We start from the raw sequence: 20,471 nt of genomic DNA on the forward strand, positions 1-20,471 counted from the left end.
CAGGCGAGTTCTGTTCAGGGCAGTTTCGGAGCCGGTCGCGGTCCAGGCGATCGTCGGCGCGAACGAGCGGAACCGCAGTCGGCAGGGGCAGTCGAGGAGGTCGGCCGTGCACACAGCGGTGACGACGGCAATCACACGGCGTGAGTTGATGCGGCTCACGGGAATCACAGCGCATTCGGTCAGCCGGCGTGGCGGCCGGTCGCTGAATGCCGACGCGGTGTCGGGTTATATCGACTCCGCGGTCGGGCGCAGCGCCTTCGCCGTCGCCGACGGCATCGGCGATCATCTGCTGGCCGCGCGGGCGGCGCGCACCGTGGCGCAGGTCGCGGCGCGGGTGGCTGTCGGTGGCAGTGCGGCCGCCGGAATCCTTGCCGCCCGACAACAATTGCTGCGCGAATTCCCCGAGCCCTCCGCCGACAGCGTGGTGGTCGTGGCCGTGTGCCCGACACCGGACCGCATCGACGGCCCCTGTGATATCGCCTGGGTCGGCGACTGCCGGGCCTATCACTGGAACGGGCGGGTGCTGCATCAGATCACCAGCGATCACACCGTTGCCGAGATGATGAACGCGCGCGGCATCACCGTCGCGCCCCGGATGCACCATATGGTGACGACCTCGGCGCGGACCGTGCAGCCGGAGGCGGTGGGCCACGGCATCACCGGCACCGGCGCCGGGCGCTGGCTGCTGAGCACGGACGGGGTGCACAAGACCTTGCCGATGACCGAGATCAAGCAGATCCTCGCCGACGCCGACTCCGCGTCGACCGCCGCGGACGCCCTGGTCGAGGCGGCGATCACGGCGGGTGCTACCGACAACACCACCGCGCTGGTCTTCGATCACGGCTGAACAGCGGGCCCGCCCGCGCGGCCGCGACCGGCACCCGGCGCGGCGGCCGCGGCCAGGATCCGGCGCAGCGGCCACGGAAGTTCCCGGAACAGCGCGGTCATGGCGGCGGCGGTGCCGCGCAGATCGGTGCGCCCGGACAGGTAGGCGCGTTGCAGGTCCGGGGGCAAGGCGAAGAAGGCGTCGAAGAAGACCGGGAGTTCCTCGGGCGGCAGCGCGAGCAGCGCCCGCAGGCCGGCCCGGCGCAGCGCGTACACCAGGCGTGCCGGGACCGGCCACAGGCTCTGCCCGGCGGCCACGGTGTCGGCGGCGGCGAGTGCGGCGCCGACGCTGTATCCGGTCGCAGGATGCAGCAGTCCACCCGCCGCCCCGAAGACGCCGTCGCGGGCCCGGCCGCCCTCGACCGGGAAGCGCACCCGTTCGATCGGTGCGTCCGCGCCGAATTCGATTCCTCGGCAGCGCAATCGGTGTTCCAGACGGCGCCGCAGCTCGCCTTGGCCGATCGCCGGCCGTCCGGCCAGGCAGGTCTCCTCGAACAGCATCCGGCCGCCGCCAAGCGGGATCGTGTACAGGAACGACGCCGGTTCATCGGCCTCGGTGCCGTTGTCCCGGGACCAGTCCATGAAGACGGCCGGTTCGCGATCACGGTGCAGCACAACGCCGTAGGCGGTCTGCTCGGCTCGTCGCACGTCGCGGGCCAGGCCGCGGGCGTCGACCACGCGCTGCGCGGTCGGTGTCCGGCCCGAGGCCAGCCGCACGCGGTCGGGCCGCTCGATGTCCAGGACCCGGTCGGCGATCACCCGCACGCCGGACAGGTCCAGCGCGTCCTGCAGCGCCGCGGTATCGAAAACCTGATAGGTACGGGCGATTTCGACCTCGCGGATACCCCGGGCGAGCGGCCGCTCGATCGTCGCGGCCACGACCCGGGCCGGTAGCCAGTCCGGCAATTCGTCGGCCCACGTGCCGTAGGTCGCGGGCCACCGGCGCCACGGATGCGGATCGATCGCGGTCACGGCGAGTCCGCGGACGGCCGCGCGATGCGCCAGCGCCCGCCCGGACGGGCCGAGCCCGCAGACGATGAGATCGGCACTCATGCCGCCATTGCAGCAGATCGGACGGACGCGGTGTGACCGGCCGTCGCATCACAGCGGGTGTGTCGGGTCCGGTAGGGTCGACCCACGATGCCCGGGGGGACCACAACCGCGGAGGGCGCTGCCCCGGGACGCGGAAGGTGGCAGCAGATGACGTATCCCCCCGGATCCGGGCCGTACGGCTACGGCCCGCAACAACCCCACGACTCGGGGTGGGGGCGCGACCCGAACCAGCCCGGCTCGGGCTGGGACGCGGCACCGAGCGGGTGGGAGACGCCGGCGTGGGATCAGCAGATGCCCGCGCCTCATTGGGGGCAGCCCGCTCCCGGCGGCTATCCGACTCCGCCACCGCCGAAGAACAACAACGGGCTCGTCGTCGGCATCGTCTTCGGCGTGATCGCGCTGCTGGTGATCGCCGGCGGCATCGTGGTGGTCGCGACTCGCGACTCCGGCGGCGACGACCGGGCCGGCGGAACCAGCACGCCCGCGCTCGTCCCCGCCACCACCGACGCCCGGACGACCACCGCGGCCCCTACCACCAGTGCGAGTCCCGACACGTCCGGCCACCTGAGCTATCAGGAATACGGGCACGACTGGAACTTCAAGGCCGGCGATGTGGAACTGCACGCCGACTGGGTCGAGGGCCGCGACCATCCCAGCTGCGCCGATATCGAGGTCGGGGGCAAGCTCACGTCGCTGGGCTGCCGGTACGCCGCGGAGATGGTGTACAAGGCCGAGGGCGGTTCGCTGATGCTGACCCAGTTCATCATGGGGATGTCGAGCAGTGACACCGCCGCGGCCGCACCCGGCGCGTATACCGACGACGACCTGAAACTGCGGCCCGGCACCTACATCTCGAACTTCACGACCGGCAAGTGGAAGGACGACGCCGAGAAGCAGTTCCTCGTCGTCACCTTCGCCACCGCGACCAGCTCGGTGGACGAGGGCACCGTGAAGAAGTACCTGAAGTACCGGCACGACGACATCCTCGGCGCCCTCGCCTTCCGCTGACGGGGTGTGCGGTCGCCCGGTTCAGATGCCGCCGGTCGCGAGCAGGCCGCCGTCGACCCGCACCACCTCGCCGGTGATCCATGCCGCCTGATCGGAGACGAGGAATCCGACCAGCGCGGCCACATCCTCGGGCGTGCCCAGGCGCCGCAGCGGATAGGTCGCGGCCACCGCCTCCTCGTTGTCGGTGACGAGGGCATCGGCGAATTTCGTCTTGACCACGCCCGGCGCGACGGCGTTCACCCGGATCGACGGACCCAGCTGCCAGGCCAGTTCCTCGGTGAGCCGGATGAGGGCCGCCTTGGACGCGCCGTAGGCGGCGATCACACCCGTCGAGCGGATGCCGGCCACACTCGCGAGGTTCACCACCGCGCCGCCGTGCTCGCCCATCCAGGCCCGATAGGCCTGCTGCACATAGCCCAGCGCCGCGACCACATTGACGTCGAAGATCTTGCGCACCGCGCCGAGATCGGCCTCCATTAACGACCCGTAGACGGGGTTGATGCCGGTGTTGTTGATCAGGATGTCCAGGGATCCGAATTCGGCGACGGCGGTGTCCACCTGCTCGGCGCGCGCCGCCTCGTCACCCGAATTGCCCGCCAGCGCAACGACTTTTCCCGGATGGCCGAGCGCGCGCAGCCGGTCGGCCGCCTCGGCCAGCGGTTCCGGTTTGCGGGCGGTGATCAGCACGTTCGCCCCACGCCGCAGCAGCTCCGCCGCCACCGCGTACCCGATACCGCGGCTCGCGCCGCTGACCAGCGCACCCTTACCCAACAGATCCTCGCTCATGGATCGCGACCTTACGTCAGGTGGGCGCGGGCGGCGTCGCGGACCCGGGGCGGGGTGCTGCGCAACACCTGGAAGCCGGCACCCGAGACCATGACCGGGATGCGCCGGGCCGCCTGCAGGTAGCGGATCCGCGCGGACCGGGGCAGCTCCGGCCACGGCAGCGGTTCGGCGTCGTCGGGATCGGGATGGGCGGCTCCGCCGAGCAGAGCGCGCCGATCCGCGATCCGGCGTTCGTAGTCCAGCCGCGCGAGCAGCCCGATCTCGTCGTCGTCGAAGGTGACCGCGAAGGCCGGATCGAAGGCGGGCACCATGAAGCAGCCGATCGCGGCCAGATCTTCGCCGATACCGCGGGCCTGCAGCCGGTAGGTGCGGCGGTCCTGGTCGCTGAGTTCGTTCCAGTGGCGCAGGGCGGCGGCGTCGGCCGGCGCCTCACCGGTGGTCATGACGGTGTGGGCGCGGGCCTGGTGGTCGACCCGTTCGCTGGTTTCGTGCAGCGCCCGCCCGAGTTGTTCGCTGACCCGGTCGGTGACGTATCCGGTGAGACTGTCGATGACACGGTCCTGTGCGGTGAGCCGGGCCTTCATCCGCCGGCATTCGTGCAGGACCGCCTGCGCGTCGAGGAAAGTCTGCTCGGAACGGCGGTCACCGGTGCGCCCGAGCACGTCCTGGCCCACCATGATCACGATCATGAACACCAGTTGCGCGAGCGTGGACAGAAACGCCATGAAGGCGAACGGGTACGGGTCCACCCGCTGAATTCCCGCCTGCGCCAGCACAACCCACAGAATCTGCGAGCCGAGCGCGAGATAGAAGCCCCACACGCTGCCCAGTCGCTCGGTCAGCCACACCGCGATCCGGTCGTTGGTGCTGACCGCCTGGTCGGCGGCCTGCGGCGGCGGCTGCACCCGATGCCGTTCGATCCACGGATGCGGTGTCGACTCGAGCAGGCTCAGGCCCCGGCTGAGCGCGCGGTCGTGGTGGTCCAGATGTGCCTGCAGATCCGCGACCTGGGCGAAGATCGCCTCGGTGTTCTCGTAGGTCTGCACCGACCGGCGGTCGGCGGCGGCGCTGAGCACCCGCTGGCCCACCAGGATCACCAGGCACAGGATCAGCTGTGCGACATTGTCGACGAACAGCAGGAACGGGAACGGATACGGGTCCACCGGGCGCAGCGGCCCCCAGGTCGCCAGCGCCATCCAGGCGCTGAACCCGATGAGTACCAGATACAGCGCGGGCATCGATCCGATCCAGCGGGTGAGGACGGCCGCGACCGCGTCGTTGACGCCGATGCGTTCGTCGGCCATCGTCACCGCACCGGTGTGCGTCTCGAAATCCAGAGCGGTATCGACATCGGCGTCGGTGGGCGCAATCGCGGTCGCGCCGCTGTGCGCGTTCGGTTCACCGCCGCTGCGTATCTCGTCGGCCCGGCTGTCGCTGCTCACCTCTACGGCCCCCTCGCCTGCGCTCGTCCGATACCGCGCACTGTACGTGCCCTCTATGGCACGTGCGCATCGCTACGCGGGGGAACAGGTCAGGTGGCGGTGAAACCCGCTGTGGTGCAGGGGTTTCAGTTCTCGGCGACGGCAGCTCGCCCGCGCCGAGAAAGGCCGGCGGATCCGTCGTCGGCAACTGCCGGCCTTCCTCGGCCGGGATATGCCCGGCGTGTCGCTCAGCGCCGTAGGAGATCAGTGATCACATCGACCACTTCGTCCGGCGCCTCCTCGGCCATGAAATGTCCCAGCGCGAGGGTGCGGTGGTCGAGGTCGGTGGCCCATTCGCGCCATACCGCGGCCGCGTCGTAGCCGAGTTCGGCGCCCCAATCCTGCTGAATCACGGTGACCGGCATGGTGAGTCGGTGTCCGGCGGCGCGGTCGGCCCGGTCGTGGTCGAGATCGACGGTGGCCGAGGCGCGGTAGTCGGCGACGATCGAATCCACCGCGCCGGCGCACGCGCGTAGGTACTCCCGGCGGACGTCGTCGGGAATCGCGTCGGGGCGCAGGCACCAGGCGTCGAGGAAATGGCCGAAGAAGTCGTCGGCGCTCGCGCGGATCATGCGCTCGGGCAGCCCGGGCGGCTGGGCCATCAGATAGAGGTGGAAGGCGACCGCGGCGGTGTGGCCGTGCAGGACCTCCCACATATCCGATGTCGGCAGCACATCCAGCACCGCGAGATGGGAGATCCGATCGGGACGGTCGAGTCCGGCGCGAATCGCCACCAGGGCGCCGCGGTCGTGTCCGGCCAGCGCGAACCGATCGAATCCGAAGTGGTCGGCCAGCGCGATCACATCGGAGGCCATCGTGAGTTTGGCATAGGTGCCGGAATCGGCGGCGATCGGTTTATCGCTGTCGCCGTAGCCGCGCAGGTCCGGGCACAGCACGGTGTGGTCGCGGGCCAGCGCCGGTGCGACGTGACGCCACATCAGATGCGTCTGCGGGAAGCCGTGCAACAGCACGATCGGAGTACCGGAGCCGGCGTGCGCGACGGACAACGCGACATCCTCGGCGACCGGAACGCGGTCGTAGTCGAAACCGGGGACGGTGGGTGCGGACATGCGGTGACGATCCCTTCTCTAGGCTTGTTCGGTGCGATGTCCATGCTCGGCGGCGGCAATGAGCAACCGATGAGTGCGCAGCTCACCGGCTCCGACGCGGCACCGACGGCCGGTGTCCTGGGCCCGGTGCGGGTCGCCGCCGCCGACGGGACGCCGCTGCCGCTGCACGGCCCCCGGCATGCCGAGGTGCTGGCCCGCCTGATCGCCGCCGGCGGTCGGGTGGTGCCGGTGCCGGCCTTGGTGGCAGACCTGTGGGAGGACCCGCCGCCGGGCGCGGTCGCCGCCGTGCGCACCTTCGTCGCCGCCCTGCGCCGTGCCCTGGAACCCGGCCGCGCGCCGCGCACCCCTTCCCGCGTGATCGTCACCGAGGGCGCCGGATACCGCGTGGCGCTGCCTCGCGATCACGTCGACGCCTGGTATTTCGACGATCTGGTCCGCGCGGCCGCGAATCAGGCCGGGCCGCAGCGGATCGAGACGCTGGAGACGGCGCTGGCGCTCTGGCGCGGAGACGCCTACGGCGACTACCGGTGGGCGGCCGGAGACATCGCGAAGCTCGATGAATTACGTTCTGCGGCAGTGGAAATGCTCGCGGAGGCGCGAATCCGCCAGGGACGGCCGGAACAGGCCGTCGCCGAACTCGAAACCTATCTGCACGAGCATCCCGTGCGGGAGCGGGCCTGGCTGCTGCAGGCGCGAGGACTGTGGCAGGCCGGGCGGCGGGCCGACGCGTTGGCGGCGCTGCGGCGGGCCCGAACCCGGCTGGGCACGGAAGCCGGATTGGATCCCAGCGCCGAACTGATCGCCCTCGAACGCGAAATCCTCACCGGAGAACCGGAATTCGGTGAGCACCGATTGTGGCGTGACACTGTCGCCGCCTACCGCGCCACCGGTCCGCGCAGCCGCATCATCTCCTCCGCCGATCTGCTGCGCGGCCTGGCCCTGACCGACGCGACCGGTCTGATGACCGCCCAGGATCGCCGGGCGCACGCGATCGACGACCTGTTCGCGAGTGACGATCCCGAACTCACGGCCACCGCGCTGACCCGCATGGAGGTACCGGGGGTCTGGTCGGTGCTCGACGATCCGGCCCGGTCGGCGCGCGTGGCCGAGGCCGCCCGCACCACCCTCGAACGCTTGGACGACGACGACGCCGCGCCCGCGCTGCGCGCCCGGCTGCTCGCGCTGTTCGCGATCGAAACCCGCGGCCGCCGTGGCACGTCCGGCGCCGACGCCGCGCGAGCGGCCGAACGTATCGCCCGCGACCTAAGGGATCCGGCCGTGCTCGTGCTCGCTCTCGACGCCCGATTCCTGCAGTCCTTCCACACGCCGGGCCGGTGGCCGATGCGGGCGCGGCTCGCTCAGGAGCTGATCACGGTGTCGCGCCGGCACGACCTGTCGACCTACCTGATCCTGGGTCATCTCGTCGCGATGCAGGCCGCGTGCGCGCTGGGCGAGGTGGCCGTCGCCGACGAGCATGCCGCCGCGGCCGACCGGCTGGCGGTGCGCTACGAGCGCGACCTCGTCGGGGTGTTCACCACCTGGTACCGCGCGCTGCGCACCGTCCTGACCGACCGGCCGGAACCGGAAGTGGCAGACGCCTACGAACGCGCGCTCGCCACCCTGCCGGGCTGCGGCATGCCCGGTGTCGCAGCGGGTCTCGCGCCGCTGACCGGCCTGTGCCTCGCGCTGCGGGCAGGCCGGGACCCGGCCGAGTTCGCCGCGGCTGACTTCGGGCCGAACACTCCCTACGCCGCCGCGCTGCTCGAACCCGAGCGCGCCCACGAGCTGCTGCGCGCGGCGCCGGCGCCGCCGCCGGACCACTTGGCCGAATTGCGTTGGGCGCTACTGGGAATCGCCGCCGACCGATGTGCGGACCGGAGTACCGCGCGTCAGGTGCATCGCGCCCTGTCCCCGGCGCGCGGCGAACTGCTCGGAGCGGGCACCGGCATGCTGAGCCTCGGTCCGGCCGGCGCACTGCTCGATCGTTCGGCGCCGTAACGAAACATTCGGCGTGGCGATCCCTCGGATGTGAGTATCAACGGCCTCTCGGCCGCCCAGCAGCGCGCCGCGTTGCGCCGCCTGGTGGTGGCCTTCGGTGAACTGAACACCATCGTCGAACTCGCCGCGAACGAGGCCTCTCCGGATCTACGCGAACATGCCGAACTCGTGCGGGACATGCTCGGCGCCCTGGTCACGGAGGTGGCCCAGCCCGGGCGTGACCGGCATTGCTATCTGCCATTGACAAATGGCACATAGGTAGCTGATGCTCGGTATATGGAGACGAGAAGGTCAACGGAGACCTCACCGTCGGCCACCGCACCGGTCCCGTCGTCACCGTCGCTGCGTTCGCGGCTGGCGCTGACCGCGGGACGGTACGGGGTACGGCCGATCAACTGCCTGCTACCGGCGAATCCGCTCGGCATCGCCGCGGCCCGTGGGCTGGTCGCGTCGATCATGGCGATCTGCGGGCCGGTGCTGCCGGGAACCCGTGTGACACAGGTGCGTTCGGGTTCGCTGCGCGGGGAGTGGGTGTGCGCGGCCGGAGTCGGTCACGGCGATCGCGCCCTGTACTACGTGCACGGCAGCGGCTATGTCATCTGCTCGGCGCGCACCCATCGCGGTCTGGCGTCGCGACTGTCCCGCGCCACCGGACTCCCGGTCTTCGTCGTCGAGTACCGGCTCGCGCCCGAGCACCCCTTCCCGGCCGCGGCCGACGATGTGGCCGAGGGCTACCGCTGGCTGCTGGCCCACGGCTACCGGGCCGGGGACCTCGTGATCGGCGGTGACTCGGCCGGCGGGCATCTGTGCGTGGACCTGCTGCTCGACAATGCCCGCACCGGAGTGGCGCAGCCGGCCGGCGCGGTGCTGTTCTCACCGCTGATCGATCTGTCCTTCGAACTGGCCCGCGGCTGCGAACTCCGGGCCGCCGAGGCCATGGCCTCCGCGCGCACCGGTCGCAACGCGGTGCGGTTGTACACCGGCGACGAACCCGAGGATTCGCCGCGGCTGCGGCTGCGCATTCCCACGGGAATCGCGTTGCCCCCGTTGTTCGTTCAGGTGAGCGGCGCGGAGATGCTCGCCGACGACGCGCACCACCTCCGCGACCTCGCCCGTGCCGCCGGCGTGCCGTGCGAACTGGAGGTGTGGCCGGGCCAGATCCACGTCTTCCAGGCGCTGCCGCTGGCCGTACCGGAGGCCGCGGCGGCATTGCGCCGCGCCGCCGCCTTCATCACCGGGGTACTCGCGCGATCCCGTGCGGCGCAACCGGTATCGAGTGCCCGAGAGGCGGGATAGTGATGTGGATCGTGGATGCGATGGCGGGGGCGAATGCGGCGCTGCGGTCGGTGATCGGCGGCGACCGGAGCACCTACGACGCGAAGGCCGTCGTCACCGGAGCCGGCAGCGGGATCGGGCGCGCCTTCGCCCTCGAGCTGGCCCGGCGCGGGGGAGAGGTGATCTGTGCCGATATCGACCTCGGCCGGGCGGAGGAGACGGTCGCGCTCATCGACCGGATCCACGGCCGCCGCGCGCACGCGTATCGCTGTGACGTGGCCCAGCGCGCGGAGATGGAATCGCTGGCGCAGCACAGCGACGCGATCTTCCACGGCCCGCCGACCCTGGTGATAAACAACGCCGGTGTCGGTATCGGCGGAAAGCCGGTGGGCAACATCGGCTTCGAGGACTGGCAGTGGGCGCTGGGCATCAACCTGTGGGGTGTGGTGCATGGATGCGAACTGTTCGTGCCGCGGCTGCGCCGGGCCGGCCACGGCGGCATCATCAATGTGGCCTCGGCGGCCGGATTCGCCGCCGCACCCGCGATGGCCCCGTACAACGTCTCCAAGGCGGGCGTGGTGTCGCTGTCGGAAACCCTCGCCGCCGAACTGTCGGGCACCGGCGTCACCGTGACGGTACTGTGCCCGACCTTCGTGCGCACCAACGTCGCCCGCGACGGGCGCATCACCGCCGGATCGGCCCGCCTGGCCACCGAACTGATGCGCTGGACCGGCTTCTCGCCCGACCACGTCGCGCGCATCACCCTCGATGCCCACGAGCGCGGCCGCCTGCATGTGCTGCCGCAGCTGGACGCGGTGGTCGTCTGGCATCTCAAACGACAATTCCCGGCCACCTACACCCGGGCCCTCGGCGTGCTGAACCGATATCTGCCGCAAGCGGATTCGGCCCCGGCATCGGCCGACAGCGAGAAGACAGGAGTCTGACATGTCCTTCGACTTCGACGATATGCTGGCCAAGATCAAGTCCCGGCAGTGGGCGCTGGCCGATATCGAGTGGGACGCACCGGGCGCGGAACTGATCGATCCCGAACTGCACGCGAAACTGACGCCGTTCATGGCGGATCTGATGTGGATCGAGAACGTCGGCGCGCGCGGATTCGCGGCGATGGCGAAGAAGGCCCCGACGCAGACACTGCGGGAGATCTACCGGTACTTCCACGCCGAGGAACAGCGCCACGCCAATGCCGAACTGGCCCTGATGCGCCGCTGGGGGATGCTCGACGGCGACGAGATCCCCGAACCGAATATCAACGTCAAGCTGGTCATCGACTTCCTCGACAGATATGCCGACGGCATGTCGCTGTCGTTTCTGGGCACGGTGATTCCGATGCTGGAGGTGGCACTCGACGGCGCGCTGATCAAATTCGTCACCGACGAGATCGCCGATCCGATCGCCCAGGAGGTGTTCCGCAAGATCAACTCCGACGAATCCCGGCATCTGGCCACCGATTACGCGGTGATGGAACTGCTCGGGCACTCCACCGCCCGCAAGCTCGCGATCGATCTGGTCGGAGGCTGGGTGAAGCCGTCGCTGATGATCGGCGTGCTCAGCTATGTGCCGCTGCTGAACAAGATGCGCGACAACATCGTCGCGATGGGCGTCGACGAGGACAAGCTGTATACCGCGATGCGCCGGTTCAAGGCGGTCGGGGAGCGTACACCCGTGGTGAACCGGGTGCCGATGTACCGGATCGTCAAGATGCACAGCGACTGGGTGATCAACCGCGACCACCCCTACCACCTGCTGGCCGACACACTGGTGAAGGTGACCGCCCGCATCCCCGACCGGGTGCTGCCCGCGCAGCCGACCTGGTCGAAGGAACTGACCTACGAGCCGGTCGCGTGATGAGCGGGAACACCGTGCTGGACGTCGCGATCGTCGGAGCCGGATTCGCCGGGATCGGGGCGGCGATCCGGTTGCGGCAGCGCGGAATCACGAATATCGCGATCTTCGAACGGGACCGGCGGGTCGGCGGCACCTGGCGCGACAACACCTATCCGGGGGCGGCCTGCGATATTCCGTCGCGGCTGTACTCCTACAGTTTCGCGCCGAATCCGGAGTGGTCGCAGACCTATTCCGGCAGTGCGGAAATCCTCGGCTACATCGATGCGATGGTCGAGAAGTTCGCGCTCGGCGCATCGATTCGCTTCGGGCACAACGTATCCGGATTGGCCTACGACGAGGCGGCGGGAGAATGGGAGATCGCCTTCGACGCCGGTCGCACACCGGTGCGGGCCCGTTCGGTGGTGCTCGCGGCCGGGCCGCTGGCCAATGCGAGCCTGCCGGACATCCCGGGTCGCGACAGCTACGAGGGCCATATGATCCACTCCGCCCGCTGGGATCACGACTACGACTTCACCAGTAAGAAGGTGGCCGTGGTCGGCACCGGCGCCAGCGCGGTGCAGATCGTCCCGGAACTGGTCGAGCGGGCCGGGTCGGTGAAGGTCTTCCAGCGCACGCCCGGCTGGGTTCTGCCGCGGATCAACCGGCACACCACCGGCCTGACCCGGCAGCTGTACCGGCACCTGCCACTCACCCAGCAGCTCGCCCGGCAGGCCTGGTTCTGGGGGCACGAATCGGTGGCGCTGGGCGTGGTGTGGAATACCCCGCTGACCAGGATCGTGGAATCGGTGGCACTGGCCCATCTGCACAGTCAGGTCCGCGATCCGTGGTTGCGGCGGCAACTGACTCCCGATTTCCGGGCCGGATGCAAGCGGCTGCTGATGAGCAGCGACTACTACCCGGCGCTGCAGCGCGACAACTGCACCCTGGTCACCTGGCCGATCGCGAGGATGTCGCCGGCGGGCATCCGCACCGCCGAGGGGATCGAGCACCGGTTCGACTGCATCGTGTTCGCCACCGGTTTCGAGGTGTCGAAGGCGGGCGCGCCGATCCCGATCACCGGCCGCGGCGGGCGGGTCCTGGACGACGAATGGCGCAGGGGCGCATACGCGTACAAGAGTGTGACCGTCGCGGGTTACCCCAACCTGTTCTTCACCTTCGGGCCCAATTCCGGCCCCGGGCACAATTCGGCGCTGGTGTACATGGAGGCGCAGATCGACTATCTCGCCGCGGCGATCGGCATGCTGCTCGAGCGGAATCTGCATTCGCTCGAGGTGCGCCGCGACCGCCAGGACCGCTACAACCACCGGCTGCAGCGCCGGCTGCGGGCGACCACCTGGAATTCCGGGTGCCGCAGCTGGTATCTGACCGAGGACGGCTTCAACGCGACCATGTTCCCGGGCTTCGGCAGCCAGTTCACCGGTCAGCTCGCCACCCTCGATCCGCACGACTATGTGCTGATCCCCGGGCGGGGCGGCGCCCGCGCGCCTGTCGCCGATCGGGCGGTGACCTCGTTGGGCTAATGTCGACACGATGCGTCGCGCCCGAGCTGCTCACACGGGCCGGAGGCGGGTGCGACGCGGGTCGGCGTCCGGCACGAGGAAAGGGTGGGCGAGAACGGGATGGCGGAGTACCGCATCGATGAACTCGCCCGCGCCGCAGGCACAACCAGCCGCAATGTGCGCGCCTACCAGGAACGCGGCCTGCTGCCGCCGCCGGTGCGCCGGATCGGGCGCGCGCTGATCTACGACGACTCCCACCTGGAGCGATTGAAGATCATCGACGTGCTGTTGCAGCGGGGGTTCACCACCGCCCATATCGCCGATTTCATCACCGGCTGGGAAACGGGTAAGGACCTCACCGAGATCCTGGGGCTGCAGCACGCGGTCACCGCCGCGTGGGGGCAGCAGGACGAGACGCTGCGGGTACCGCGCGAATTGATCGACACCTTCCTCGGCGAGGAGGCGGCCGATCCGGAGATCCTGGAACGTCTCGCCGAACTCGGGCTCGCCCGGATCGACACGGAGACAATCGAATTCACCGATCCCCAGCTGCTGGAGAATTTCGCCGAACTGCACGGCTACGGGTTCCGGCTGGGCCGGCTGGCCGATCTGCAGGCAGCCGTCAGCGGCCGCCTCGACGAGATCGCCCACGACATGATGTCGGTCGCCAAGCAACAGATCGTCGATGCCCACGGCCCCGGCTGGCTGCCCGACACCGACGACGAAATCGCCGAAACCGCGAAGATGCTCAACCATTTACGCGGTCTCGCCGTCACCGCGGTGAACAACACCCTGGCACGGTCGCTGGATCGTGTGCTGCGCGAGGAGCTGGGCGACTATCTCGCCGAGGCCGTGGACCGGCGCGCCAAGGAACACTGACCCGCGCCGGCGTGAAGTCACCGGCCGGAACCACCCGTCGGCGCCGCCGCAGCGGCGCCGTGCCGAAGCTCCAGCCGCCGTTCCAGTCCCTCGATGATCAGCGCGAGAACGAATTCGAAATGCTCACCGGCGCGGCCGTCGCTCTCGCGCGCGGTCGCGACGGCGCGCAGGAGCGGGAATCCGGACTCGTTTCCCAGCGTGCGCCGCACCGCGGCCGCTTGCGGATCGGCCGGCCCGCCGGTGGCGTCGAGCGCCTCGCGTGCGGCCGAATAGGCCATCGCGGCAACAAATTTCAGCGTGCGCCCGGCTTCGTTCGCATCGAGTCCGGCGCCGACCAACGCGGCCATGATCCGTTCGACCAGTTGCAGTGCCGACAGCCCCGCCTTCCCGTCGAACCGGACGTAGGCGATGAGCGCCCCCACCTGCACCAGAGCATCGACCACCGCGTAGCCGAACGATCGCAGCAGCTCACGCCAGTCCGCTCGCTCGGGCAGGTCGACCCGGCGGAAACCGGTGTCGAACGCGTCGAACGCGACCAGTTCGAGCAGGCCCTGGCGGTCGCTGACGTGATAGTTGAGCGATTTGCGATGCACGCCCAGGGCGTCGGCCACCGCCTGCATGGTCAGATTCTCCGGCTCCAGATCGCGCGCGGCGGCGAGGATGAGATGACGGTTCAGCCGGGGCGGGCGTCCGCGAGCACGGGCGGGGGCGGCCACGGCATCATCGGTCTCTGCCATGGGGTCTCGCTGTTCCTCGGGAAGCGACGGTCGGCACGACGCGTCGCACAACGCTGGGCGACCGCGCCGCGATATCGAGCGTAGCCGCTTTTTCCCGCCCGGAGAAAATAATTTGGGAACTTTCCCGGCTCTCGGCGGAACCGTCCGCCGGGCTAGGATCGACGCTCGGTCCTCGGGCGAAGACTAGGTAGGAGTGTGTGATGGCGTCGAAGGCCGCCGGGCAGCGTCGCCGGCCCACCCAGGAGCGCGCCAAGGCGACCCGGGAGCAGATCCTCGACACCGCCGCCCGGCTGTTCGGTGAGCGTGGGATCGCCAACACCTCGACCAACCGGATCGCCGCCGAGGCGGGGATGAGTATCGGCACGGTGTACCGCTACTTCTCCGACCGCACCGTCATCGTCGAGGAACTGCTCGCGCGGCTGCTCGAGAACATCGAAAAGCGCGCCACCGACAGCATTTTCGACCGCTCGGACGCCACCATGCACGAGCTGACCGCCCGCCTGCTGAACTCGATCGCCGAGGAACTGGTGGCCAATGCGCTCCTGGTCCGGGCACTCGTCGCCGGGGTGCAGTTCTACAGCAGCGGCATCCCGGAGTTCGAGCCGCGGCTGCGGCTGCTGATCAAGGTGCTGCTGATCCAGGTACTCGGCCCCGGGGACGATCACGAATACGACGTGATGACCTTCGTCATCATCAATACCGGCTTCTCCGCGGTGCTGCGGGCCTCGGCCATCGAATTCGACGAGCGGCAACGCCGCGAGGCCATCGATATGACGGCGCACATGATCGGCGACTGGATCGAAGCCGAGGCCGCGCGGCGCAGCGGCGAGGCGCGCGTGCCGCGCCTCAGATGACGGTGCCGATATCGGTGGCGACGATCCGGTCGAGGGCGCGTTCGGCGACCGCGGCGATGGTCATCGACGGATTGCAGGCCGCGGTACTGCCGGGAATCAATGCGCCGTCGAGGACGTAGAGACCGCGCGTGCCGTGGACCCGGCCCTCCAGATCGCACACTGTGCCCATCGGCGCGCCGCCCAGCGGATGCCAGGTGCTCGGGGCCGCGGCATTGGTGTCGAGCACCGTACTGCCGGGTCCGGCGATGGCATGGACACGAGCGGCGATGCGCGCTGCAGTGCGGCGTCGGCATCGGCGGGCCAGTACAGTTTCGCGTCGTCGGTGGCCGCGTCGTAGGCGAGATGTCCACGGCCGTCGGTGATTCCGAATCCGACCAGCATGGTCGAATGCGCGTCGACGCCGGTCGGCGGAATCGACGCCTGGATCACGGTGTTGGCGACGGCCGGGTCGTCCCACTCCTTGCTGCCGTAGACCACCGGCCCGCCCTGGGCGGTGCCGAAATCGTCGGTCGCGCTGGTCCAGGTGAAGATCCGGTCGCCGTTGTTGCCCCACTGGCCCCCGAGGCCGTCGGGCAGATCCGGGATCTGTCCCTTCGCGGCGGCCCGCAGCAGCAGCTTCGTGGTGTTGATACTGCCCGCGGCCATGATCAGCGCCTGCGCAGTGAGGACGAGTTGTTCGACGACCCGTCCGGCGGTATCGATCCGGTCGACGCTGATCTGCCAGCGGCCGCCGGGCGTTCTCGCCACATCGGTGACCTCGTGCTGGGTTCGCACGGTGGCGCGGCCCGTGGCCTCGGCGCGCGCCAGATAGGTGACATCGACGGAGTGTTTGCCGCCGTTGTTCACCCCGAGCGCGCAGTCGCCGTTGATGTAGGACGGTTTCATCTCGCCGCGCACCTCGCGCAGCGCGAAGCTCCAATCGATCGGCATGGGGATCTTCGACAGCTCGTAGCCGGCTGCGCCGACGTTGCGCGCGAACGCCCGGGAGGGCAGATAGGTGGGGCTGTCGATCAATTCGTCGGGCGCGACATCGGCGCCCAGCATCCGCGCCACCCGCGGATAGTGCTCACGCGCCATCAGCGCGTAGTCGAGTTCGGCAGGGAAGACCGCGGCGAAGGTCGCCTCGGTGGGCTGCAAAGTCATGCCCTGGTACACCAGGGAGCCGCCGCCGACGCCCGCGGCGCAGACCGCGGTCATGTTCTCCCCGACGACGGCCTCCAGCAGGCCGGTGTACGGCTCGACCGCCACCGGCACGCCCAGCACCTGCGGCGCGGACCGGTACCAGAGCATGCGCTTGTCCGGGCGCGACGGATGCGGGAAGGTGTCGGCATCGGGGCCGGTGCGCCAGCGCATCCCGCGTTCGAGGACCAGGACGTCGACGCCGGCCTCGGCCAGCCGCAGCGCGCTGACGCCGCCGCCGAATCCGGAACCGATGATGACGACGCGATGATCTTCCCTGGTCAGCGGGACGGACGTGCGCCGTCTCCCGGTGGTCATCCAGGGCTGGGCGCTCGCGGTGGCCGCGGGGGCCAGAGTCAGACCGGCGGTGGTGGCGCCGAGCAGAAAGGAGCGTCGCTTCATCGGGGGCATGCACTCTCCATCAAGACCTACAGGTACGTAATATCGGTCGCGAGGTTCGCTCCGGACGCGAAAGCGGGGTGCGTGCCGGACCGGTGCGACCGAATCCAACCGGACAACTGTCTCCGGTTGCTAGCGCAGTCTGTACGACCCGGCCGGTCTCGTCAACTGCAACTTGTTTCAGTTGAGGTCGCGAGACTCCGCGATCGCGAAATCCGTACGCGCCGAACGACACCGGGCTCCGGCGTCGGCGTCGGTCCGCGATGCCGGGTCGCGGCACGCGTGCGGTAACGTCGGACAGATGACCGCGTCACCCCGGGCCAATCGAGGGCCGAAGGCAGCTGCGGCGAACCGACGGGCATTGGTTCGCGCGGCGCGGGAGGTGTTCGCCGAGAACGGTTTCGACGCTCCGATGAACTCGATCGCCCGCGCGGCGGGAGTGGGCCCGGGCGTGCTGTACCGGCATTTCCCGACCCGCGAATCGATGATCCTGGCGGTGTTCGACGACAACATCGTCGAGATCGAGGAGGTGGCCGATCGGCCGGGGACCACGGCGGTGGATCTGCTGGATTTCATCGTCGACCAGATCGCGGTCTCGGCCGGCTTCATCGCCACCATCGACCCCACCGGCTTCGACGATCCCCGGCTGTTCGAGGTGTCGCGCCGGCTCGTCGACCTGATCGGCGCCAAATTGGCCGATGCCGATTCGCGCGGTTCGCTACGACCGGAACTCACCGCCGAAGACGTCGTGACGGCTCTGGCCATGCTGGCGGCCGTGCTGATCAAAACCGAACTTCCGGCGCGCCGGGCCACCGCGCGGCACGCTTGGCGCCTGCTGATGCGCGGGCTCAGCCGCGAATCCGGCGACTGAGGTGCGGCTGGTCAGCGCAGGCTGAGCGGCAGGCGCTTGATGCCGTGTACGAAATCGCTGTGCACGTAGTCCGGTTCGCCGACGTCGAAATCCGGCAGCCGGGTCAGCAGTTCCCGGAACAGATGCCGCAGTTCCATTTTCGCGAGTTGCCTGCCCAGGCAGAAGTGCGGGCCGGGACCGCCGAACCCCACATGCGGATTGGGGGAGCGGGAGAGGTCGAATGCGTGCGGGTGGTCGAAAACGGCGGCATCGCGATTGGCGGAACAGTAGAACAACACCAGCTTCTCACCTGCCGCGACCGGTGTCCCGGCAACCTCGGTATCGACGGTCGCGTGGCGCGCGAAATGCATCACCGGCGTCGCCCAGCGCACGAATTCCTCGACCGCGCCGTCGATGCGCTCGTCGAAATCCGCCAGTAACCAGGCCCGCTGCGTGGGATGTGCGGCCAGCGCGGCGAGGGCATGCGAACTCGCCTGTTTGGTGGTGTCGTTCCCGGCAGAGCCGAGCAGCACCGTGAACGCGCCGATCTCCTCGTCGCTGAGGCGGTGCCCGTCGACCTCGGCGGCGACGATCCCGGACATCAGATCCTCCCGCGGCCGCTCGCGCCGGCGCCGCGCGAGATCGATGCCCGCCCCGGTGAGCACCGCCAGCTGCCTCATCAGGTGCGGGGCGCGTTCGGCCAGGCTCGCGTATTCCTCGTCGGTCGTGCTGAACAGGCTTTCGACGGCGAAGGCCACCGGTTCCCGGTCTGCCGGCTCCAGTCCGATCATGTCGGAGATGGTGCGCATCGGCAGCCTCTTGGCGTAGGTTGCGGCGAAGTCGACGGTGCCGTCGGCCCGCAGGTCGGCGAGGAGTTCGTCGACCACGACGGCCGCGTTGGCGCGGATCTGAGATTCGATGCGGCGCACCTGTTTCGGGGTGAACGCCGAGCTGATCAGTTTGCGGTATCGCGTGTGTTCGGGTGGATCCATCGTCAGGAAGAACGAGATGGCGCGTTGCATCTCGGCCGGCATCGGATCCATGCTGATGCCCATCCGGGAACAGAAGATCTCCGGATGGCGGCTGATGTGCTGGATATCGGCATGGCGGGTGACGGCCCAGTAGCCGCGCTCCTCGTGCGGGAAGATCGACTCGACGGGCGGATGCCAGCTCAGGCCCGGTTCCGATCGCAACGTCGCGAAGGTCCGGTCACGGGTGCGGAAGTTGTTGCGCCAGAACGTGGAATCGGAGATATCGAGCTCGTGGAAGCTGCGCCGGGACGCGCCCGGTCGATCGGCGGACATCGGGGACGCCGGTTGTCAGGCGGCCAGGTCGGACGATTCGAACGGTGCGAAGAAGGCACCCATCCCGCCGGCGGCCAGGACGTCGCCCAGCGCGATGAAATCGTAGCTGCCACCGGACTTTCCGGCGACCGCGCGCACCTCGGCCAAGATGTCGCCGGTGTCGTGGCGCAACAGCCGATGCCGGGCCCGGGCCAGATCGTGGGCCGGCACCTGCGCTTCGGCGTGGGCCAGCATCAGATGCAGGCACAGCTGCTGGGCCGGGGTCGCCGGACCGGGCGGGCGGCCCGAGGCCAGATCGTCCGCCAACTGGTCGAAGGTCTGGGCCAGATAGAACAGGAAGACCGGGCGCGGGCTGTGCAGCAGGACGGCGCGCACCTCGTCGCCGAGCAGGTGCGCCGCGATGCACAGCGCCGCGGCGAGCCGCGGGGTCGGTACGGTGCTGTCGAAGTCGCTCATCTGTTCTCTCCCAACCACTTCAGTACTGCGTGCTGCCCTGGTCCACCGGGATCGCCGCCGCGGTGAGATACCGGGATTCGTCGGAGGCCAGCCAGCAGACGGTATCGGCGACGTCCTCGGGTTCGAGTACCCATGTCGGCAGAAAGGGCGTCATCATGTGGGCCAGTTGCGGATTGGTTTCCATGGCGGCGCCCAGCCGGGTCACCATCTCGCCGGTGCCCATCGCCGAATTCACCGGCCCCGGATGCACGCTGTTCACGCGGATGGCGTGCGGGCCGAGTTCGGCCGCCAGCGCGCGGGCCATCCCGGTGACCGCGTGTTTGCCGGCGGTGTAGTGCACCATGAACGGCTGCATCTTGATCCCCGCCGCCGAACTGATCAACACGATCGACCCGCCGCGCCCACCCTCGACGATGTGCGGCGCCGCGACGGCCACGGTATTCCACGTGCCCGTCACATTGATGTCGATGACGTCGCGGAAGGACTGCGGGGTGATCGCATCCCACGGTTCCGGGACCGCGATCCCGGCGTTGGCCACCACCACGTCGAGCCGGCCGAATTCACTCACCCCCTCGTCGACGGCCTTGCGCATACCGTCGAGGTCGCGGGTGTCGACCGCCGCGGCGCGGATCCGCCGGCCGGTCGCCTCCACGAGGCGGACCGTCTCGGCCAGATCCGCGCCGGTCGCGGAATCGTAAGGGACGCAGGGCGGTAGCGGTCCCGCGATGTCGACGGCGATGATGTCGGCGCCCTCGCGCGCCATTCGCACCGCGTGCGCGCGGCCCTGCCCACGGGCGGCCCCGGTGATGAATGCGACCCGGTCGGTGAGTCTGCCGGTCACGTGCCCTCCTGTGGCCCGATGCGGAATGGCTGCGGCGAGAACGGGTGTCGA

The 20,471-nt window shown here is 69.5% G+C and carries 19 protein-coding genes and 1 pseudogene; 11 read left to right on the forward strand and 9 right to left on the reverse strand.

Translation table 11 applies throughout. The features are described from left to right. The first annotated feature begins 106 nt into the window (after window positions 1-106). Window positions 107-847, forward strand: a complete 741-nt coding sequence (locus A5789_RS31755) for a PP2C family serine/threonine-protein phosphatase (protein ID WP_063013931.1) — start codon at window positions 107-109, stop codon at window positions 845-847. Here the strand turns inward: A5789_RS31755 and A5789_RS31760 are convergent. Then, complete coding sequence (locus tag A5789_RS31760; RefSeq protein ID WP_064904780.1) at window positions 838-1,938, reverse strand: lycopene cyclase family protein; 1,101 nt, start codon at window positions 1,936-1,938, stop codon at window positions 838-840. The two genes, A5789_RS31755 and A5789_RS31760, sit on opposite strands and share 10 nt — an antisense overlap. Window positions 1,939-2,085: 147 nt before the next feature. Between A5789_RS31760 and A5789_RS31765 the strand changes: the two genes are divergently transcribed. Then, complete coding sequence (locus tag A5789_RS31765) at window positions 2,086-2,946, forward strand: hypothetical protein (protein WP_155525618.1); 861 nt, start codon at window positions 2,086-2,088, stop codon at window positions 2,944-2,946. Between the two features lie 21 nt (window positions 2,947-2,967). Here A5789_RS31765 and A5789_RS31770 read toward each other — a convergent pair whose 3' ends face one another. The 3 genes from A5789_RS31770 to A5789_RS31780 form a co-directional block, all read right to left on the reverse strand. After that, the gene (locus A5789_RS31770; RefSeq protein ID WP_030514570.1) at window positions 2,968-3,732 is read right to left on the reverse strand and encodes an SDR family oxidoreductase; all 765 of its coding nucleotides are present in this window, start codon (window positions 3,730-3,732) and stop codon (window positions 2,968-2,970) included. Between the two features lie 11 nt (window positions 3,733-3,743). Beyond that, on the reverse strand, window positions 3,744-5,174 hold the full coding sequence (locus tag A5789_RS31775; protein ID WP_063013937.1) for a DUF1003 domain-containing protein: 1,431 nt from the start codon (window positions 5,172-5,174) through the stop codon (window positions 3,744-3,746). A 227-nt stretch (window positions 5,175-5,401) separates the two neighbouring features. Beyond that, the gene (locus tag A5789_RS31780; protein WP_064904778.1) at window positions 5,402-6,283 is read right to left on the reverse strand and encodes an alpha/beta fold hydrolase; all 882 of its coding nucleotides are present in this window, start codon (window positions 6,281-6,283) and stop codon (window positions 5,402-5,404) included. Window positions 6,284-6,352: 69 nt separating this feature from the next. Between A5789_RS31780 and A5789_RS31785 the strand changes: the two genes are divergently transcribed. From A5789_RS31785 to A5789_RS31815, 7 genes are all read left to right on the forward strand, one after another. Next, window positions 6,353-8,281 (forward strand): BTAD domain-containing putative transcriptional regulator, encoded by a 1,929-nt coding sequence (locus A5789_RS31785; protein ID WP_063910764.1) that lies wholly within the window; start codon window positions 6,353-6,355, stop codon window positions 8,279-8,281. A 30-nt stretch (window positions 8,282-8,311) separates the two neighbouring features. Beyond that, window positions 8,312-8,539 (forward strand): hypothetical protein, encoded by a 228-nt coding sequence (locus A5789_RS31790; RefSeq protein ID WP_064904776.1) that lies wholly within the window; start codon window positions 8,312-8,314, stop codon window positions 8,537-8,539. A gap of 18 nt (window positions 8,540-8,557) precedes the next feature. Further along, window positions 8,558-9,577, forward strand: a complete 1,020-nt coding sequence (locus A5789_RS31795) for an alpha/beta hydrolase (RefSeq protein WP_064904774.1) — start codon at window positions 8,558-8,560, stop codon at window positions 9,575-9,577. Between the two features lie 20 nt (window positions 9,578-9,597). After that, entirely contained in the window at window positions 9,598-10,500 is a 903-nt protein-coding gene (locus tag A5789_RS31800; protein WP_063014009.1) for an SDR family oxidoreductase, read from the forward strand. A gap of 1 nt (window position 10,501) precedes the next feature. Further along, complete coding sequence (locus A5789_RS31805; protein ID WP_063013947.1) at window positions 10,502-11,422, forward strand: hypothetical protein; 921 nt, start codon at window positions 10,502-10,504, stop codon at window positions 11,420-11,422. Further along, entirely contained in the window at window positions 11,422-12,942 is a 1,521-nt protein-coding gene (locus tag A5789_RS31810) for an NAD(P)/FAD-dependent oxidoreductase (RefSeq protein ID WP_064904772.1), read from the forward strand. The genes A5789_RS31805 and A5789_RS31810 overlap by 1 nt, the downstream gene beginning before the upstream one ends. An 84-nt stretch (window positions 12,943-13,026) precedes the next feature. Further along, on the forward strand, window positions 13,027-13,800 hold the full coding sequence (locus tag A5789_RS31815) for a MerR family transcriptional regulator (protein ID WP_321190233.1): 774 nt from the start codon (window positions 13,027-13,029) through the stop codon (window positions 13,798-13,800). Between the two features lie 17 nt (window positions 13,801-13,817). On the opposite strand, the gene A5789_RS31820 is transcribed toward A5789_RS31815, so the two are convergent. Further along, window positions 13,818-14,537: a TetR/AcrR family transcriptional regulator C-terminal domain-containing protein gene (locus tag A5789_RS31820; RefSeq protein WP_064904770.1), complete on the reverse strand. Its 720-nt coding sequence runs from the start codon at window positions 14,535-14,537 to the stop codon at window positions 13,818-13,820. A gap of 200 nt (window positions 14,538-14,737) precedes the next feature. Here A5789_RS31820 and A5789_RS31825 point away from each other — a divergent pair, with 200 nt between their 5' ends. After that, window positions 14,738-15,391 (forward strand): TetR/AcrR family transcriptional regulator, encoded by a 654-nt coding sequence (locus tag A5789_RS31825; protein WP_063013955.1) that lies wholly within the window; start codon window positions 14,738-14,740, stop codon window positions 15,389-15,391. Here A5789_RS31825 and A5789_RS31830 read toward each other — a convergent pair. Beyond that, window positions 15,384-16,981: pseudogene (locus tag A5789_RS31830) on the reverse strand (GMC oxidoreductase). The gene A5789_RS31825 and the pseudogene A5789_RS31830 sit on opposite strands and share 8 nt — an antisense overlap. Before the next feature lie 289 nt (window positions 16,982-17,270). Between A5789_RS31830 and A5789_RS31835 the strand changes: the two are divergent. Beyond that, complete coding sequence (locus A5789_RS31835; protein WP_063013962.1) at window positions 17,271-17,840, forward strand: TetR/AcrR family transcriptional regulator; 570 nt, start codon at window positions 17,271-17,273, stop codon at window positions 17,838-17,840. Between the two features lie 11 nt (window positions 17,841-17,851). On the opposite strand, the gene A5789_RS31840 is transcribed toward A5789_RS31835, so the two are convergent. The 3 genes from A5789_RS31840 to A5789_RS31850 are packed head-to-tail and all read right to left on the reverse strand — an operon-like array spanning window position 17,852 to window position 20,420. Then, complete coding sequence (locus A5789_RS31840) at window positions 17,852-19,123, reverse strand: cytochrome P450 (RefSeq protein ID WP_064904768.1); 1,272 nt, start codon at window positions 19,121-19,123, stop codon at window positions 17,852-17,854. 15 nt (window positions 19,124-19,138) lie between these two features. Further along, window positions 19,139-19,579 (reverse strand): hypothetical protein, encoded by a 441-nt coding sequence (locus A5789_RS31845; RefSeq protein WP_064904766.1) that lies wholly within the window; start codon window positions 19,577-19,579, stop codon window positions 19,139-19,141. Between the two features lie 19 nt (window positions 19,580-19,598). Continuing rightward, window positions 19,599-20,420: a mycofactocin-coupled SDR family oxidoreductase gene (locus A5789_RS31850; RefSeq protein WP_063013964.1), complete on the reverse strand. Its 822-nt coding sequence runs from the start codon at window positions 20,418-20,420 to the stop codon at window positions 19,599-19,601. Window positions 20,421-20,471 lie beyond the last annotated feature (51 nt).

This window comes from Nocardia sp. 852002-51101_SCH5132738 (genome assembly GCF_001665695.1).
Classification (GTDB): domain Bacteria; phylum Actinomycetota; class Actinomycetes; order Mycobacteriales; family Mycobacteriaceae; genus Nocardia; species Nocardia nova.